This is a genomic window from Lentzea flava (assembly GCF_014648475.1).
GTDB classification, from domain to species: Bacteria; Actinomycetota; Actinomycetes; order Mycobacteriales; family Pseudonocardiaceae; genus Lentzea; species Lentzea flava.
Genome location: NZ_BMRE01000001.1, coordinates 501,122 through 517,594, shown reverse-complemented (window position 1 = coordinate 517,594; position 16,473 = coordinate 501,122). Strand labels below are relative to the sequence as shown.

Annotated in this window: 13 protein-coding genes; 5 read left to right on the top strand and 8 right to left on the bottom strand. The window is 70.6% G+C overall.

All coding sequences use genetic code 11. From position 1 onward, the window contains the following. Window position 1: 1 nt before the first annotated feature. The 3 genes from IEZ09_RS02505 to IEZ09_RS02495 are packed head-to-tail and all read right to left on the bottom strand — an operon-like array spanning window position 2 to window position 3,835. Window positions 2–790 (bottom strand): lipoyl protein ligase domain-containing protein, encoded by a 789-nt coding sequence (locus tag IEZ09_RS02505; RefSeq protein ID WP_189251841.1) that lies wholly within the window; start codon window positions 788–790, stop codon window positions 2–4. Then, window positions 787–1,800, bottom strand: a complete 1,014-nt coding sequence (locus IEZ09_RS02500) for a BtrH N-terminal domain-containing protein (protein WP_229812186.1) — start codon at window positions 1,798–1,800, stop codon at window positions 787–789. The genes IEZ09_RS02505 and IEZ09_RS02500 overlap by 4 nt, the downstream gene beginning before the upstream one ends. 28 nt (window positions 1,801–1,828) lie before the next feature. Beyond that, on the bottom strand, window positions 1,829–3,835 hold the full coding sequence (locus IEZ09_RS02495; protein ID WP_229812185.1) for an ATP-dependent Clp protease ATP-binding subunit: 2,007 nt from the start codon (window positions 3,833–3,835) through the stop codon (window positions 1,829–1,831). A 113-nt stretch (window positions 3,836–3,948) separates the two neighbouring features. Here IEZ09_RS02495 and IEZ09_RS02490 point away from each other — a divergent pair, with 113 nt between their 5' ends. Next, the gene (locus IEZ09_RS02490; protein ID WP_189251840.1) at window positions 3,949–4,392 is read left to right on the top strand and encodes a hypothetical protein; all 444 of its coding nucleotides are present in this window, start codon (window positions 3,949–3,951) and stop codon (window positions 4,390–4,392) included. On the opposite strand, the gene IEZ09_RS02485 is transcribed toward IEZ09_RS02490, so the two are convergent. After that, window positions 4,340–5,146 (bottom strand): MmyB family transcriptional regulator, encoded by an 807-nt coding sequence (locus IEZ09_RS02485; RefSeq protein ID WP_370467628.1) that lies wholly within the window; start codon window positions 5,144–5,146, stop codon window positions 4,340–4,342. The genes IEZ09_RS02490 and IEZ09_RS02485 overlap by 53 nt on opposite strands. 82 nt (window positions 5,147–5,228) lie before the next feature. Here IEZ09_RS02485 and IEZ09_RS02480 point away from each other — a divergent pair, with 82 nt between their 5' ends. Further along, complete coding sequence (locus IEZ09_RS02480; RefSeq protein WP_189251838.1) at window positions 5,229–6,236, top strand: zinc-dependent alcohol dehydrogenase family protein; 1,008 nt, start codon at window positions 5,229–5,231, stop codon at window positions 6,234–6,236. Window positions 6,237–6,277: 41 nt separating this feature from the next. On the opposite strand, the gene IEZ09_RS02475 is transcribed toward IEZ09_RS02480, so the two are convergent. Together IEZ09_RS02475 and IEZ09_RS02470 are read right to left on the bottom strand one after the other, a co-directional pair. Further along, window positions 6,278–10,603: an OmpL47-type beta-barrel domain-containing protein gene (locus IEZ09_RS02475; RefSeq protein ID WP_189251837.1), complete on the bottom strand. Its 4,326-nt coding sequence runs from the start codon at window positions 10,601–10,603 to the stop codon at window positions 6,278–6,280. 190 nt (window positions 10,604–10,793) lie between these two features. Then, entirely contained in the window at window positions 10,794–11,273 is a 480-nt protein-coding gene (locus tag IEZ09_RS02470) for a P-loop NTPase family protein (RefSeq protein WP_189251836.1), read from the bottom strand. Window positions 11,274–11,337: 64 nt separating this feature from the next. On the opposite strand from IEZ09_RS02470, the gene IEZ09_RS02465 reads away from it, so the two are divergent. Next, window positions 11,338–11,742, top strand: a complete 405-nt coding sequence (locus IEZ09_RS02465) for an MmcQ/YjbR family DNA-binding protein (protein ID WP_189251835.1) — start codon at window positions 11,338–11,340, stop codon at window positions 11,740–11,742. Here the strand turns inward: IEZ09_RS02465 and IEZ09_RS02460 are convergent, their stop codons facing one another. Beyond that, window positions 11,743–12,987 carry a vanadium-dependent haloperoxidase gene (locus IEZ09_RS02460; RefSeq protein WP_229812184.1) on the bottom strand — a complete coding sequence of 415 codons (1,245 nt, stop codon included), beginning with the start codon at window positions 12,985–12,987 and terminating at the stop codon, window positions 11,743–11,745. 216 nt (window positions 12,988–13,203) lie between these two features. On the opposite strand from IEZ09_RS02460, the gene IEZ09_RS02455 reads away from it, so the two are divergent. Then, the gene (locus tag IEZ09_RS02455; RefSeq protein WP_189251833.1) at window positions 13,204–14,220 is read left to right on the top strand and encodes an RNA polymerase subunit sigma-70; all 1,017 of its coding nucleotides are present in this window, start codon (window positions 13,204–13,206) and stop codon (window positions 14,218–14,220) included. On the opposite strand, the gene IEZ09_RS02450 is transcribed toward IEZ09_RS02455, so the two are convergent. Continuing rightward, the gene (locus IEZ09_RS02450; RefSeq protein WP_189251832.1) at window positions 14,109–14,924 is read right to left on the bottom strand and encodes a nucleoside hydrolase; all 816 of its coding nucleotides are present in this window, start codon (window positions 14,922–14,924) and stop codon (window positions 14,109–14,111) included. The two genes, IEZ09_RS02455 and IEZ09_RS02450, sit on opposite strands and share 112 nt — an antisense overlap. Before the next feature lie 167 nt (window positions 14,925–15,091). Here IEZ09_RS02450 and IEZ09_RS02445 point away from each other — a divergent pair, with 167 nt between their 5' ends. Then, window positions 15,092–16,468, top strand: a complete 1,377-nt coding sequence (locus IEZ09_RS02445) for an amino acid permease (RefSeq protein WP_189251831.1) — start codon at window positions 15,092–15,094, stop codon at window positions 16,466–16,468. The last annotated feature ends 5 nt before the right edge of the window (window positions 16,469–16,473 follow it).

Sequence of the window (16,473 nt, the reverse complement as noted above, 5' to 3'; positions counted from 1 at the left end):
CTCAGGCGCTGGGCACGGGATTCGCCCGTGTCCAGTCGTCGACGTGGAACGGCGCACCGCCATTGGCGGTCTTCGCGTGCGTGACCACCTCGGCCGGCAGTTGTCCGTCGGACAGGCCGAGCCGGTCGCGGTAGTCCGCCGCGAACGCCTCGGCGACGTCATCGGCGGTCAGCGCGGGCGCGTAGTCGGTGAGGCCCGCGATGGAGCTGCGGCGCAGGTCGTAACCGAGCGCGTCGGACACGTCGGCGATCACGGCACGCACCCGGTCCGAGACGACGACCTGGACGACCGTGCTGAACAGGGAACCGGTGGCGGTGACGCGTTGCGCCGAGCCGACGATCTTCGCGGTGCCTCCGACGTTGATGCTGTACTCGCCGGGGCAGTACTCGCCGTCCACCTCGCCGACGCGGGCGTCGACGTCACCGAGGCCGCGCAGCACCCTGGCGTGGTTCTCGGCGTTGTCCGCGAACGTGGCGCTGCCCGCGTGCCGGATCCCGGTGGTGCGGTCGAGGTGGTCGATCACGACAGCGCCGCTGTCGTAGGCGACCATCCGTCCGCCCGGTGACCGCACGACGGTCTCGAACCCCGCCGCGCGCGCCACCTCGGTCGCGGCGGCGATGCCGGGCGAGCGGAGGTCCCGGCCGCTGAACGCGACCGTCGGGCCCTGCGGCACGTAGACGTGGACGAGCTCCGACCACGTCGCACTCGGTGCACGCAGCAACAACGCCGGGATCACCAGTTCGGTGACGGCGGGACCGGCACTGCCGGACACCAGCAGACGGTTCTTCACGCCCGTGATTCTCGATCACGACCGATCCGGATGCCGCTCAGGACCTGCATGGCGTGGCGTTCGGAGTCCGCGAGTTCGGTGAGAATCGCCGAGGCACGGGTCAAGTGCTCCGGGTCGCCGGTTTCTCCCGCGGCCGTGACGTGGTGGGCGACCTCCGTCCACAGTGGCGCGATGTCGGCGTACAGCTCGTGACCGCGGCGGAGGTTGTCGTCGTCGACGATCGTGGTCGCCTCGGCGAGGAAGTCCCGGTACATCGTACGGAACAGGGAACCGCCGGTGCCGCCGCGTTCCATCAGCGTAGCGGCCAGCGGGAGGTCGCGGGACGGGGCGCCGGAGCGGTCGAGCCACCGCGTGATCTGCCGGGCTGCCTTGCCGATGCCGCGATGCCCGAGGTTGGCGATGGGCGGGTTCAGGAACGTGTCGGCGTTGCCGACGATCGACTTCCGGACGGCGTCGCCCAGATCGAGCGTGACGGGGCCGGTGATGGTGTACGAGAGGTTGCGGGCGGTCATCGGTCCGCGTTCGGCGCGGGCCCGTTCCAGGCTCGCCAGCGAGGTCGTCACGGTGCCGCCCTGCTGGGCGGTGTCGACCAGGTAGGCCAGGGTGTCGTCGTAGCCGTACATCGCGACGAAGTGGCCGCCGAAGTGGACCTTCGTGGTGAAGTACTCCAGGTGGTAGGAGTCCAGCTGCAGGCCGACGGGACGGCCGGCGGCGAGGGCGGTTGTCACGTTCTGCCAGGCCTTGCGGGGCGACGCGGTCTCCTGGACCTGCAGCGTCAGGCCAAGCCGGTCGGCCACCGTGCGGGTGATCGCGGCCGGTTTGCTGCGACCGCCGAGGAACGGGAAGTCCAGGTTCTTGGCGTCCCAGTAGACGAAGCCCAGTCCTTCGCCGAGGCCGAACAGCATCGGCTCGGACAGCTCGACGCCCTCGTGACGCAGCAGGGCGCCGAGCGCGGTGGTCTCGCAGTGCACACCGGCGGGGAACGAGACGTTCTCGAGTATCACGGTCATCAGCGTGGACCCTCTCACCGTGTGAGGGTCAACTCGGGGGATCGGTGACGGTCAGCGTCAGGCCCTGCTCGGTGACCGTGACGACGACGTGCTGCCCGCTGTGCAGCTCACCCGCGAGCAACGCGCGGGACAGCCTCCGGTCGAGCTCCTTGCCGATGGTGCGGCGCAACGGCCGGGCGCCGTACTCGGGGACGTAACCGCGGGACGCGAGCCAGTCGATCGCCTGCTCGTCCACCTCCAGCGTGATGTTCTGCTCGCGCAGCCGCTGGCGGGTGCGTTCGAGCAGCAGTGCGGTGATCTGCCGCAGCTGGCCGGAGTCCAGCCCGCGGAACAGGATGATCTCGTCCAGGCGGTTGAGGAACTCCGGGCGGAAGTACCGGCGGACCGTGGCCATCAGCGGCCCGCGCAGCTCGTCGACCGGAACACCGGAGCCGGCCGCGGCGAGCAGCTGGTCGGCGCCGATGTTGCTGGTCATGATGATCACGGCGTTGGCGAAGTCGGCGGTGCGTCCCTGCGCGTCGGTGAGCCTGCCCGCGTCCAGCACCTGCAACAGCGTGTTGAAGACGTCGCTGTGCGCCTTCTCGATCTCGTCCAGCAGCAGCACCGAGTACGGAACGCGCCGGACCGCCCCGGTGAGCTGACCGGCGTCCTCGTAGCCGACGTAGCCCGGTGGCGCGCCGATCAGCCGTGCCACGGTGTGCTGCTGCGAGAACTCGCTCATGTCGAACCGGATCAGCCGGTCCTGCGACCCGAAGAGCACCTCGGCCAGCACCCGTGCGACCTCGGTCTTCCCGACGCCGGTCGGGCCGAGGAACAGGAACGACCCGACGGGCTGGTGCGGGTGCTTGAGGCCGGCACGGCCCTGGCGGACGGCGTCGGCGACCGCCTCCACCGCCTCGTCCTGCCCGATGATCCGCTCGTGCAGGTGGTCCTCCAGGTGCAGCAACCGGTCCCGTTCGGCCTCGGTGAGCTGCGCGACCGGGATGCCCGTGCTGCGGGAGACGACCTCGGCGACGTCGTTCGCCCCGACCTCGGGCGCGTTGGCCAGCGCGGCACGAGCGGCCTCCAGTTCGGCGACGGCCCGGTCGAGCTCCTCCTCCAGCGAGTACGCGTCCCCCTGTGCCGCAGCGATCTCCCGCTTCAGCCGCCACACCCGCTGCTCGAGCACCACCGGATCCGGTGGCATCGGGGACTTCTCCCGCAACCGGACCCGTGCGCCCGCGCGGTCCACCAGGTCGACGGCCTTGTCCGGCAGGAACCGGTCGGTGACGTAGCGGGCCGACAGTTCCACGGCCGACACGATCGCCTCGTCCGTGATCCGCACCCCGTGGTGCATCTCGTACCGGGCGCGCAGGCCGCGGAGGATGGCGATCGACTCCTCTGCCGACGGTTCGGTGACCAGGATCGGCTGGAACCGGCGCTCCAGCGCGGCGTCCCTGGCCACGTGCCGCCGGTAGTCCTCGACCGTCGTGGCACCGATGACCTGCAGCCTCCCGGTCGTGAGCACGGGTTTGAGCATGTTCGCGGCGTCCATCGGCGCACCTTCGGCACTGCCGGCGCCCACCACGGTGTGCAGCTCGTCGATGAACAGGATCACCATCCGGTTCGTCGCGGCCACCTCCGCGATGACGCCTTCCAGGCGTTCCTCGAACTCACCCCGGTACTTCGCCCCGGCGACCATGCCCGCCAGGTCCAGCGAGATGAGCCGCCTGCCGCTCAGCGTGGTGGGCACCTCGCCGCTCGCGATCCTGGCCGCGATGCCCTCGACGATCGCGGTCTTGCCCACCCCCGGATCACCGATCAGGACGGGGTTGTTCTTGGTGCGCCGCGACAACACCTCGAGCACCTCGTCGATCACGTCCTCCCTGCCGACCACGGGATCGAGCAGGCCGTCCCGTGCCGCGGCGGTGAGGTCGCGGCCGAAGTGGTCGGTGCGCCGCGTGGCGGACGGGGCCCGCCCCAGCCCGCCGAACAGCTTGCCGACCAGGTCCTCCAGCGAGTTCGACCCGAAGCCGAACAGCCAGTCGTCGCCCACGCCTGTCACCTCCACCTCAATACTCCGCCTCGTCGGCCGGGAGCACAGGTCAGAGGTGTTGCACGGAGACGCAAAAGCTTCTTCCGGCGCTCTGGCCGAGGTTGGATGCCGCCATGGGTTCGAGAAGCTTCAGCAAGATCGCGGCCGCCGCCGCGGTGGCACTGTCGGCCACCCTCCTGACCGCGCCGCCGGCCGGTGCCGCCGCGCAGGAGTTCATCTACTCGGCGCAGGACTACGGGTACGCCGGTGCGACGTTCGACTGGACCGGGCGGAGCTCGGCGTCGAACATCGACCTGATCGTGTCGGACTGGGGTTGTGACGCCAAGCCGGTCTACGCGTACTTCCTGTTCTACAACGGATCTCTGCACCCGGACAGCACGCCGACGCGCCGATACGACCACTCCGGCTGCGACAAGGAGGACTACACGACCTACAACGACCTGAAGTGGTCGATCAGCGGCGACTCGATCACCTACCTGGGCGTCGTGGTGTGCCGGGACGCGTTCAACGGTCCGTGCAAGGTGGGTGGGCTTTCCGGGCGCAATCCCTACGCGTGAGGATGTCGGCGCTGGCCGCGTCCGCCGGGAGCCAGGCCTCCAGGTGCAGCTCGGCCAGTGTCACGTCGACGGCGGTGGCGAACGACGTCAGCGTCGTGAGCAGCTGCAGGGTGCCGTCCGCCGTGCGCAGCCGCAGCGGAACGGCGAAGCCCAGGTAGTCGTCGCCGGGCGGCGGCGCGTCCGGCAGGTACCCGGACAGTTCGGTGATCAGCTCGCTGAGCTGAGGATCGGGATGGCGGGCCGCCCTGGCGCGCAGGCCTTCGATCACGTGCCTGCCCCAGACGTCGAGGTTCCGCACGCGGGCGGCCATGCCGTCCGGGTGCAGGGCCAGCCGCCAGACGTTCACCTCGCCCGCCAGCAGTTGTGGTGCGGCGCCCTCGGTGAGCACGTCGATCGCGTCGTTGGCGGCGACGACCTGCCCACGCGGGCCCGCGACGAGCGCCGGGTAGGGCAGGTGCCCGGCGAGCACCTGGTGCAGCGCCTCCCGCACCGGCCGCATCCGCGGGTCGTCGAGGTTCGTCTCGCTGAACGCGGGCGCGTAGCCCGCCGCGACCAGCAGCGCGTTGCGTTCGCGCAACGACAGGTCCAGCGACTCGGCGAGGCGCAGCACGAGCGGCCGGCCGGGCAGTGAGCGGCCGGTCTCGACGAAGCTCAGATGCCGTTGCGTGGTGCCCGCCCGCGTGGCCAGTTCCAGCTGGCTGAGGCGGCGCGTGTCTCGCCACCGGCGCAGCTCGCCTCCCAGGGCGTTCTCGATCGGCACGTGGTCTTTCTAGCCGGTCACGGGTCATTCCTCGCAGGGAATTGTTCAGGTTCACCGCGGATCACAAGATCGGCTCATGACGGAGAAGACGCGGAGCTGGCGGGCGACCAGCGGTGCGGGGATCGACGGGATGACGCTGCGCGAGGACCCGGTGCCGGTGCCGGGACGCGGTGAGGTGCTGATGGCGGTGCGGGCGGTGTCGCTCAGCTTCCGTGAGCTCCTGGTGCTGCGCGGGGAGTACGTGCTGCCGGTCAAGGAGGACCTGGTGCCGGTGTCGGACGGTGCAGGTGAGGTGGTGGCGGTGGGACCGGGCGTCGAGCGGACGCGCGTCGGCGACCGGGTGACCGCCGGGCTCTTCCCCAGCTGGGTGGACGGTCCGTTCGGGCCCGAGCACCTGGCCCAGCTCGGCGGATCGCTCGACGGGATGCTCGCGGAGCTGGTGGTGCTGCCGGAATCCGCGCTGGTTCCCGTGCCGCGACACCTGTCTTTCGCCGAGGCCGCAACGCTTCCGTGCGCCGGGGTGACGGCGTGGAACGCGTTGTCCGGCGTGCGCGCGGGCGACACGGTCGTCACATTGGGCACCGGCGGGGTGTCGCTGTTCGCGGCGCAGTTCGCCGGGCTGCTCGGCGCCGAGGTGATCGCCACGACGAGCGGTGAGGACAAGGCACGACGGCTGAAAGCGCTGGGAGTTCACGAGGTGCTGAACCACCGCGCGACACCGGACTGGCCAGCTCACGTGCGGGAGCTCACCGGTGGCCGCGGTGCGGACCGCGTGGTCGACGTGGTGGGCGACCTGCCGAAGTCGCTGCGGGCGGTGGCGGTGGCCGGGGAGGTGGCGCTCGTGGGGTTCGTCGGCGGTGACGTGCCGCCGCTCGACCCGAGGGTGTTGTTCGGCTCCGGTGCGAGCGTGCGGGCGATCGCCGTCGGCAGTCAGGCCCAGTTCCTGGCGATGAACCGCGCGATCGAGGCCGGTGGCCTGCGTCCGGTCCTGGACCGGGAGTTCACGTTCGAGGACGCCGTGACGGCGTTCCGGTACTACGAGGAGAAGCAGCCGTTCGGGAAGGTCGTCATCACGATGAGCTGACCGGGTGCCGGCGCGGTCGCCGGCACCCGGTCAACGGGGATTTACTTCAGGCCCACCGTGACGTGGACGATCTGGCCGTCGTCGAGCTTGGCGCCGATCCGGTAGGCGTACCCGGCGGTCAGGCCCTTGGTCTGCCAGTTGTAGATGTACTGCTGTGCGGTGGCGTCCCAGCGGAACGCGCCGTCGGTCGTCGCCGAGTCGGTCGAGACCGTCTCGTTGACCGAGGAGGTCAGCAGACCGCCCCGGACGGGCACGACCCACTGCGGCGCGGTCCGCGACTGCACCAGCGCACCGGTGGCGTCACGCAGCTGGAACTTGACCGGCACCGTGCTGCCCGTCTTGAACACGCTCGTCGGGCCGCTGGCGTTGATCGGCTGCAGGAAGCCGCCGAACTCGTACAGCTGCACCTGGTACCGGCCGGACCGCGTGCTGGTGTTGCCAGCCTTGTCCTTCGCGGTCGCGGTGAACGCCCACGAGCCCGGATCCGCCTGTGCCGTCACGACGACGACGCAACTGTCCACACCGGACACCGCGTCGGTGGCGGTGCACGCCGGAGCCGGTGCGGTGAAGCGGTAGATCGCGCCGTCGGTCACGCTGACCGACTCGAAGACCGGAGCGACGGTGTCGATGTTGATGCCGCCGACGGTCGCGCTCTGGCTGTTGCCTGCCCGGTCGGTGACCGTGCCGGTGACCGACTGGCCCGCACCGTTCGTGCTCACCACGACGTCGTCGGGGCAGGCGGTCGCCGGGATGCCGGATCCCGTGTCGGCACAGGTGAAGTGCACCTTGACCGGCGCGGTGAACCACGGCTTGGCGCCACCGACGATCTCGGCGGTGATGCTCGGCCTGGTCTTGTCGAGCTTGATCGTCACCGAGTCGGTGCCGACGTTGCCCGCCACGTCCTTCGCCGAGCCGACGACGATCTGGCCGGCGGTGTCGGTGCTGACCACGACGTCCGGCGTGACCGATCCGGCGTCCAGACCGGAACCGGCGTCGTCGTCCTTGGCGGTGAAGTGCACGGTGACGTCGCTGTTGTTCCAGTCGTCGGCGTTGGGCGGCGGCGAGGTGCTGTGGGTGACGGCCGGGGCGATGTTGTCCCACTTCAACGACACCGCGTTCGGGGTTTCGGCGTTGCCCGCCTTGTCCACCGCCCAGTACGTCACCGTGCCCGCGCCGCTGCCGTCGAGCGGGACCGCGACGGTCTTGCTCGCGCCCGCGGCCACCTGCTCGGCGCCACCGTCGATGCGGTAGTGCAGCTCCTGCACGCCGGACAGCGCGTCCGTCGCGGAAAGCACCACGTTCGCCGTGGAGCCGGTGCACCAGCCGTTCGTCTTGGTGCACTGGTTGTTGCTGGTGGTGCTCGGGGCGGTGCCGTCGATGTTGATGCCGCCGACGGTCTTGCCCTTGGTGGTGTTGCCCGCGACGTCGGTCGCGTCGCCGCTCGTGACGGACTGGCCGGCCCCGTCGGTCTTCAGCACCGCGCTGCCGGGGCAGAACGCGACACCGGAGCCGTCGGAGGCGTCGGCGAGCTTCGGGTCGGCGCAGGCGAAGTCGACGACGACCTCGCCGCGGTACCAGCCCGCGGCGTTCGGCGAGGTGATCGGGCCGCCGCTGATCACGGGCCCGGCGCGGTCGATCATCACTCCGGTCGCGGCCGCGGGCGTGCTCTCGTTGCCCGCCTTGTCCTTCACCGTGACCGCGTTCGACGAGAGGTTGCGGCCCTCGCCGGTGATCACGCTGTCCGCCGGCACCGTCGATTCGTCCACACCGGACAGTCCGTCGATCGCGGTCCAGTGCACGGTGACGTCCGCGTTGTGCCAGCCCGCCGTCGAGGATCCGGTGAGCACGGGCGCGGTCCGGTCGATGTTGATGTCACCGACGGTCGTGGACGCGCTCTTGCCGACGCCGTCGACCGCGGTGCCGCTGACGCTCTGGCCCGCGCCCTCCGCCGTGACCACGGCCGGGTCGCTGCAGCTCGCCACGCCGGACTCGCTGTCGGCACAGGCGAAGGAGACGATCACGTCGGTGTTGTTCCAGCCGTGGCCGTTCGCCGGGGTGCGGCTGCCGGCGATCGTCGGAACCGCGGTGTCGACCCACAGCGCCAGCGCGTTGCCGTCGGCGCTCTCGGAGTTGCCCGCCTGGTCGGTGCTCCAGAAGGTGATCACGTGCTTGCCGGTCGCGGTGAAGCCGAACGGGCCGGTGTACTGCTGCGGTGCGCCGTTGTCGACGCGGTACTGCGTCTGGCCGACGCCGGAGAGGGCGTCCGAGGCGGACAGCGTGACCTCCACGCTGTCGGCGTACCAGCCGCCGGCGAACGGCTGTGCGACGCTCGCGGCCGTGTTCGGCGCCGCGCGGTCGATCTTGATGCCGGACACCGTCGTCGTGGTGGTGTTGCCCGCCTTGTCGGTGCACGTGGCGGACGCGGACAGGTTCGCGCCCTCACCGGTGACCGTGCTCGGGGAGGGGGAGCCGGGAACACCGGAACCGCCGTCGGTGCAGACCCACGTGACGGTGACGTCCTCGCGGCTCCAGCCGGTCGCGCTCGGCGTTCCGGTGAGCGCGGGCGCGGTCTTGTCGACGTTGATGCCGGTGATGCTCGCGGTGGCGTTGTTGCCCGCCGCGTCGGTCGCGGTGCCGGTCGCCGTCTGGTTCGCACCCTCGCCCAGCGTCTGGGTTCCGGTGCAGGTGTCCACACCGGACAGTGCGTCGCCGCACTCGTAGGACACCGAGACGTCCTGGTTGTACCACCCGTCCTGCGCGGTGCCGGTGACGTGCGGCGTGATGGTGGGCTTGGTGGTGTCGATGCTCACCGTGGCGGGGTCGGACGCGGTGTTGCCCGCGTTCTCCCGCACGGTGCCGGTGACGGCCTGGTCCTTGCCCTCGGTGCCGACGGTCTGGTCCGGACCGCAGCTCGCGACGCCGGAACCACCGCTGTCGCCGCAGGTGAAGGTGACCGTGACGGCACCGTTGTTCCAGCCGTTCGCGTTCGCGGCGGGCGACTGCGCGTGGGTGATCGTCGGCGGCGTCTTGTCGATGTTGACGGTGACGGTCTTCGCGGACTCCGTGTTGCCCGCGTTGTCCGTGCTCCAGTACTCGACCGCGTAGGTGCCCTGGGCGTTCAGCGTCAGCTGACCACCGGTCTGGGCCGCGCCGCCGTTGACCTTGTAGTGCGTCTCGCGCACACCGGACAGCGCGTCGCTCGCGGCGAACGCGACCGTGACGTCGGTGTTGTTCCACGCCGTCTGCGGTGCCGTCGCGCTCGTGACCGGCGCAGTCTTGTCGATGTCGATGTTGGTCACGGACCCGTTGCCGGTGTTGCCCGCGAAGTCCCTGCCCGAGCCGCGAGCCGTCTGGTCCGCGCCCTCGCCGTTGAGGACCACTTCGGACTCGCACGAGTCCACCTGCGACAACGCGTCGGCGCAGGTGAAGGCCGCGGTGACCTTCTGGTTCGTCCACGTGCCAGGCACGTAGGGGCTGCCGTTGGGCAGCTTCGTGCTCGCGGTCAGGGTCGGCGGCGTCTTGTCGATGTTGATGCCGCCTACGGTCGTGCTCTGCGTGTTGTCCGCGTTGTCCGTGGCCGTTCCGGCGACCGACTGGTTCGCACCCTCGCCGGTGACGGTCTTCGTGTCGGCACAGCTCTTGATCTGCGACAACGCGTCGGAACAGCTGAAGCTGACGGTGACGTCGCCGTTGTTCCAGCCGTGGGCGTTCGCGGGCGTGCGGCTGCCGCTGATCGACGGCTTCACGCTGTCGCGCTTGACGACGACCGACGACTCGGGCCCGATGTTGCCCAGGGCGTCGGACGCGCGGCCCGTGACCGTCTGACCAGCGGTGTCAGTGGAAATCGTGGTCGGGGAGCTCGTCGTGCCGCCGCCGACGCCGGTGCCGTCGTTCGCCGACCAGGACACCGTGACGTTGCCGTTGTTCCAGCCGGCGGCGTTCGCGGCGGGGCTGAGCGACGCCGCGACCGAGGGGCCGGTGTTGTCCAGCACGTACGCGGCCGTCACGGTGTCGAGTTTCGTGGTGCAGGTGTTGTTGTTGGAGTTCTCGCCGATGATCACGGTGAAGGTCTGCAGGCCGTCCGCGCCGGGCGGGGTCGTGAGCGGCTGCGTCCAGCTGGTGACGCCGTTGAGAGTCTCCTTCTTGAAGCCCGAGATGTGGATGCACTTCGCGGTGCTGGCGAAGTGCGCGACCAGGTTGATCTGCTTGCCCGACCGGGCGTGGAAGACCCCGTTCGACGTGACGCCGTCGCCACTGAACGTGATCGCGGGGCTGCTGAACGACGTGGCGAGCGAGGCGGGTGTGCTGAGCAGGATCGCGGAACCGGCGACCAGCGCTGTTAGTCCCCGACGAGACCTCTGTTTCATGTTTGTCACCGATCCGGAGCGAGTGCAGATACGGTCCTCGTGTCGGAACGTGGACACGCACCGTTACCGCGGTGAGGCCGATCGGCGGAATTGAGGTCCTTGGTCCCGAACCGGCCGGGACCTCCGCGCCCAACAGGGTGCCGAACGTCAGAGGCAGGAAGATCTGACTTTGCCGTTTGAGAAAGCCTGTTCAGGTGGTGAAAAAGCCGTCTCGCACATTTGCCAGGAAACGTTCCGTCGCAGGTGGATTCCGCAGCACGTGCAGTTCCGCGCCCGCCGCGTGAGTCCTGATCGCCTCGATGAGAGGCCGGCGGTGCCGACGGCGCCACGACCACACCCAGAGCCAGAAGTCGAGCTGTTCCCGTGAGCGGCGCAGCGCACGCCAGGCGCACCGCGGGAACGAGTAGTCGAGCAGCAGGACGGTGTCCGCCCTCCGCAGGCGGACGTCGAGCACGTCGTGTGGACCCAGGTCGCCGTCCATGATCCACTCGTCGGCACCGGCCAGCTCACCCTGCACGACGGCCCAGCGATCAGGCGGAGTCGCCTGCAGGCCCGGTCCCCAGAAGTGCTGGTCGAGCTCGACGACGGGGAGCCCGGTCGCGGCGCCCAGCGCGGTCGCGAGCGTCGACTTCCCCGCGCCGCCGCGGCCGAGGATCACGACGCGCTTCACGAACACCATCGTGCCAGGACGAAGATCCTGGTGTGATGGCTCGACGTTGATCGGGAGGGGGACCGTGGCCGACTACGCGGAGGTTCCGGACGAGGTCGTGGAGCGCCTGCGGGCGGTGTGCTCGGCGCTGCCGGAGGTGATCGAGGAACGAGCCTGGCGCGGCGTCCGCTGGCGGGTGGGCCAGCGGGCGTTCGCGCACGTGCTGGAGATCGAGGCCGGACGCCCGCCGTCCTACGCGGAAGCGGCCGGGATGCCGGACGGCAGCGTGCTGACGTTCCGGTCGGCGGGCCAGGAGCTGGCGGCGCTGGGCAACGCGCCGCACCCGTTCTTCAAGCCCCGGTGGGCGGCGAACGTCGTCGGCCTGGTGCTCGACGACGACACCGACTGGGGTGAGGTCGAGGAGTTGCTCGTGGAGAGCTATCTGGTGACGGCTCCGCGGCGGCTCAGGGAACTGGTGGGTCGTCCGTGATCACGACGGGACCTGTTCACCTGCCCTGCCGGGGCCGAAGGAGCGATCGAGGACGTCGCGCGCCACGGTGGCGCCGAGCCGATGACCGTCCTTGGCGGCGAAGCGGTAGTGGACCCCGGCCCAGACCCTGGCCTGGTCGAGTTCGGCGGTGGCCACCGAGAGGCTGCGGTAGTGGCGGGTGGTGCCGGAGTCGGCGCTGTGGGCGCTGAAGGACAGGTCGTCGCGGCCGAGGAACGCGCGCAGGGCCGTCGTGGTGGCGGCGGTGAAGCAGGCGTGCCCCGACGGGTACTCCGGTGACGGCGCGGTGGTCCGCAGCGGGGCCCACGCCGGATCGCCCACGGTGGCCGGGTTGCCGTCGGTGTCGGCGAGCGGCACCGCTGTCACCGGCCGCCAGAAGTGCCAGCGCTTCTTCTCCTGGTAGCAGGCGATCAGCGAGTCGGCGGCGGCCACGTCCACCATCGCGAACATGCGGGCGGTCTGCAGGAGGCTGAGCCGGTGGGTCGTGGCGAGCTGGCGTTTGATCGACCACTCCACCAGGCGCGGGTCGTCCCACCAGATCGCCGCCTCGGTCTGGTCCGGTGTGCGCGTGGTGCTCGTGGCCGAGCCGAGCGACTTGATCTCGTTGAAGTCGCGGGCCCACGCGGCGCTGGTCAGCGCGGGCGGCCCCGGCGTGCGGTAGGGGCCGGGCGCGACGACGAACGGCTTCAGCGTCGCGAACCAGGCACCGGTCTGGAGAAAGCCCGGCGGGGTCGGCCGCCACTCGCCGGGGGCGGTGCCGACGGGCCAGGTCGCGTCGGAGAACGCGCCGTCGTTGCGCCGGGCCTCGATCATGGCGGTCGCCGTGGCCTGGCCGACGGCGACGCCGCCCCGTTCGGACGGCCCGTCGGGGATCGCGGCGAGCGACTCCTCGTACTTCACGCGCAGGGAGTCGGCCTGAGCGGGGAAGAGCCACTCGAGCGTGCGGTAGGCCGCCGTGGCGACGGCCGCCGCGGTCGAGTCGCCCGGCCGGCTGCGGGGCGCTACCAGGTACGGCTCGTACGGGGTGCCGGCGATCGCGTTGACCGCGTCGTACACCGCGCCCTGCACGATCGCGAAGCTGCGTGCGCTCGCGGTCGGGGACTGCCGCGCGACGTCGAAGACGGCGTTCTCGGCGTGGAGATTCCACGTGATGACGGCGTTCTGCCGGGGCGCGGTGTCGGCGTGCGCCGACACCGGCACAGCGACCGAAAGCGCGGTCAGGAGCACTGCTCCGCAGAGTTTTCCGGGCTCACGAAAACGGCGTGTCATGGCATCCCCCAGCAGCCGATCGGCGACAGCTCCCAGTGTCCAGCCGCTGTGCGGCACGGGCAACGAGCCTTGCCGGGTAAGCACTTGCTCCGAACGAGGTACGTGCGATGAGAAATCCGGCCGAACACCGTCATACGGTCATCGGGAGTTCGACGAGGCGAGGAGTGATCGGCTTTGGGCGAGGACAGCGCCGTCGTGGCGGCCGCGCGGGAGGGCGACGAGCGGGCGTTCACCGCGCTCGTCGAGCGGTACCGGCCGGAGCTGCGGGTGCACTGCTACCGGATGCTCGGCTCGTTCGAGGAGGCCGAGGACCTGACCCAGGAGGCCTTCCTGCGGGCGTGGCGCAGCCGCGAGACCTACCAGGGCAGGTCCACCTTCCGCGCCTGGCTGTACCGCATCGCCACCAACGCCTGCCTGGACTTCCTCGACCGCAGCCCCCGCAGGGCACTCCCGGACCCGCCTCCCGGCCCCGTGCCGCCCGCGATCGTGCCGTGGCTGCAACCCTGCCCGGACGCCGTGCTGGCCGAGGTCGAGTCCGCCGAGACCGGCCCCGACGCCGTCGTCGTCGCCAAGGAGACCATCGAGCTCGCGTTCCTGGCCGCCATCCAGTACCTGCAGCCACGTCAGCGCGCCGTGCTGATCCTGCGCGACGTGCTCGGCTGGTCGGCCAAGGAGACCGCGCTGCAGCTGGAGTCGACCGTGGCCGCGGTGAACAGCATGCTGCAACGTGCCAGGCCGGTGTTGAAGGAACGCCTGCCCGAACGCCGCCTGGACTGGGCGCACACCGGCTCCACCGACCAGGACCGCGAAATCCTCCAGCGCTACATGGCCGCCCTCGAACGCGCCGACGACGACGCCCTCGCCGCTCTGCTCAGCGCCGACGCCCGCGCCAGCCAGCAGTCCGGCGCCGGCGGCCACGAGGGCGAGCACGCCGTGTGGTGCGAAGGCAGGCAGACGATCCTCGACGCCTGGGCGCCCGCCCTGCACGGACCGCACGCCGTGCGGTTCAAGGTCCTGCCCGCGACGGCGAACCGGCAGCCGGTCGCGGCCTCGTACATCAGGTCCGGCGACGAAGGCCCCTACCGGGCGTTCGCGCTGACCTCGCTGAGGATCGAGGACGGTCTGGTGGCCGAGACCGCGACCTTCGGCACCGCTTTGTTCCCGGCGTTCGGACTGCCCGCCGTGCTCTGACGGTCACCGGTGTCCTTCCGGTCTCCTGGAAACCACGCCAGAAACGCCTGGTGGTCCGCCTTGACGCTGATCCGCGCGAGATGCCCGTCCCGCGCGGTGGTCAGCCGGCCGGAGTCGTCGAGCACCACCCGCTCCCGGCGCAGCGTCACGAACGGCAGCTGCAGCGCGACGGCGAGCGCGAGGCCGCGGTGGAGCTCGGCGTCCTCGGCGATGTCCAGCACCAGCTTCGGCAGCTTTCCCTTGGCGAGCACGGTGTTCACGGCGGCTCGGTCGTCGTGCGCGCCGACCATCTGTGTGATGACGAGCCGTTCCGCGAGAGCCGGGTTCTCGGTGAGCAGCGCGGCGAGGTTCGTCGCGGGACCCGTGCCCGCCCAGCGGACCAGGCGGTCTGTGCTCGTCACGATCTGCGCGACCGCTTCGCGCAGGCCGGTGCCCGCGACCACCGGCACGTCGTCGCGCCTGAGCAGGCCGAGCAGGTGCCGCGCCCGGCGGCCACCGAACTCGTCCACAGTGGACACGAGGGCGAGTGACGGCTCGGCGGCGGCCACGACGAGTGCGATGGCGTCACCCGCGTCCGTGTCGACGATGAGGGGTGCACCCACCTGCGACGGCGGGAACGGATCCCCCGACACGGTCTGCGGCAGTCCGAACCGCTGCGCCAGGCCGGCCAGCTCCTGGCGGTCCCGGTTCAGCTCATCGCTCATCGCTTCCCTTCCCGCGCGGCGATCTCACGTGCCGGAAACACGGCTGTCACGGATTGTCGGATCTGGACAATCCGGCGGCTCGACTTCGACGAATTGTCCACTGTTCCTCGCGGCGGTGCCACTCCCAGACTGGGCGAAGCCAGTTCTCACCGAGGGAAGGACGGCCGATGTCGCAGGACCTGCAACCCTCGTTGCGCAAGCGGCACCTCAGCATGATCGCCATCGCCGGGGTCATCGGCGCCGGTCTGTTCGTCGGCAGCGGTGCCGCGATCGGCAAGGCGGGACCCGGCGTGCTCGTGTCCTACGCCGCCGCGGGCCTGCTCGTCGTGCTCGTCATGCGGATGCTGGGGGAGATGTCGGCGGCCAACCCGGACACCGGCAGCTTCTCCGCCTACGCCGAACGCGCGATCGGCCCGTGGGCCGGCTTCGCGATCGGCTGGCTGTACTGGTGGTTCTGGGTGGTCGTGGTCGGCATCGAGGCCACCGCGGGAGCCGCCATCGTGCACCGCTGGGTCCCGGCTGTTCCACAGTGGACGTGGGCTCTCGTGCTCACGATCGCGCTGACGCTCACGAACCTGTACTCGGTCCGGTCCTTCGGCGAGTTCGAGTTCTGGTTCGCCGGCATCAAGGTCGCGGCGATCACCGTGTTCCTCGTGGTGGGTGTGCTCGCGATCGGTGGCCTGCTGCCGGGCTTCGACTCTCCCGGCGCCGCCAACCTCACCGGCCACGGCGGCTTCTTCCCCCAGGGCACCGGGCCGATCTTCGCGGCGATGCTGGTCGTGGTCTTCTCGTTCTTCGGTGCCGAGATCGCCACCGTCGCTGCGGGGGAGTCGGCCAACCCCGTGCAGGCCGTGCGCGCCGCGGTGAAGTCGGTGGTGTGGCGCATCCTCGTCTTCTACATCGGGTCGATCGCCGTCGTCGTCACGCTGCTGCCGTGGGACGACGCCAACGTCGCCAAGAGCCCGTACGTCGCGGTGCTCGACACCCTCGGCCTGCCCGCCGCCGCGGTGGTCATGGACGTCGTGGTGCTCACGTCGGTGCTCTCCTGCCTGAACTCCGGCCTGTTCACCGCGTCCAGGATGGTCTTCTCGCTCGCCAGGCGCGGCGAGGCCCCTGCGGCGCTCGGCCGGGTCTCGCGGCGAGGAGTGCCGACGGTCGCGGTGCTGGCGTCCACCGTCGTCGGGTTCATCACGGTGGCGCTGAACTACCTCTCGCCGGACACGGTGTTCCTCTTCCTGGTCAACTCCTCCGGCGCGGTGGCGGTGTTCGTGTGGCTCGCCATCGCCGTGTCCCAGCTGCGGATGCGGCGGCACCTGGAGCAGCGGACGCCCGAGCGGCTCACGCTGCGCATGTGGGGCTACCCGTACCTGACCTGGGCGACGATCGTCGGCATGGTGGCCCTGCTCGTGGGCATGCTGTTCGACGCCGACGCGCGTTCCCAGCTGCTGCTGAGCCTGCTCGTCGCGGCGGTCGTGGTGGTGGTCGGCGTGGTCCGCGGCCGCCGGAGCGCACCGCAGGCCGTGGCGGTGCCGGAGACGACGTGACGAGG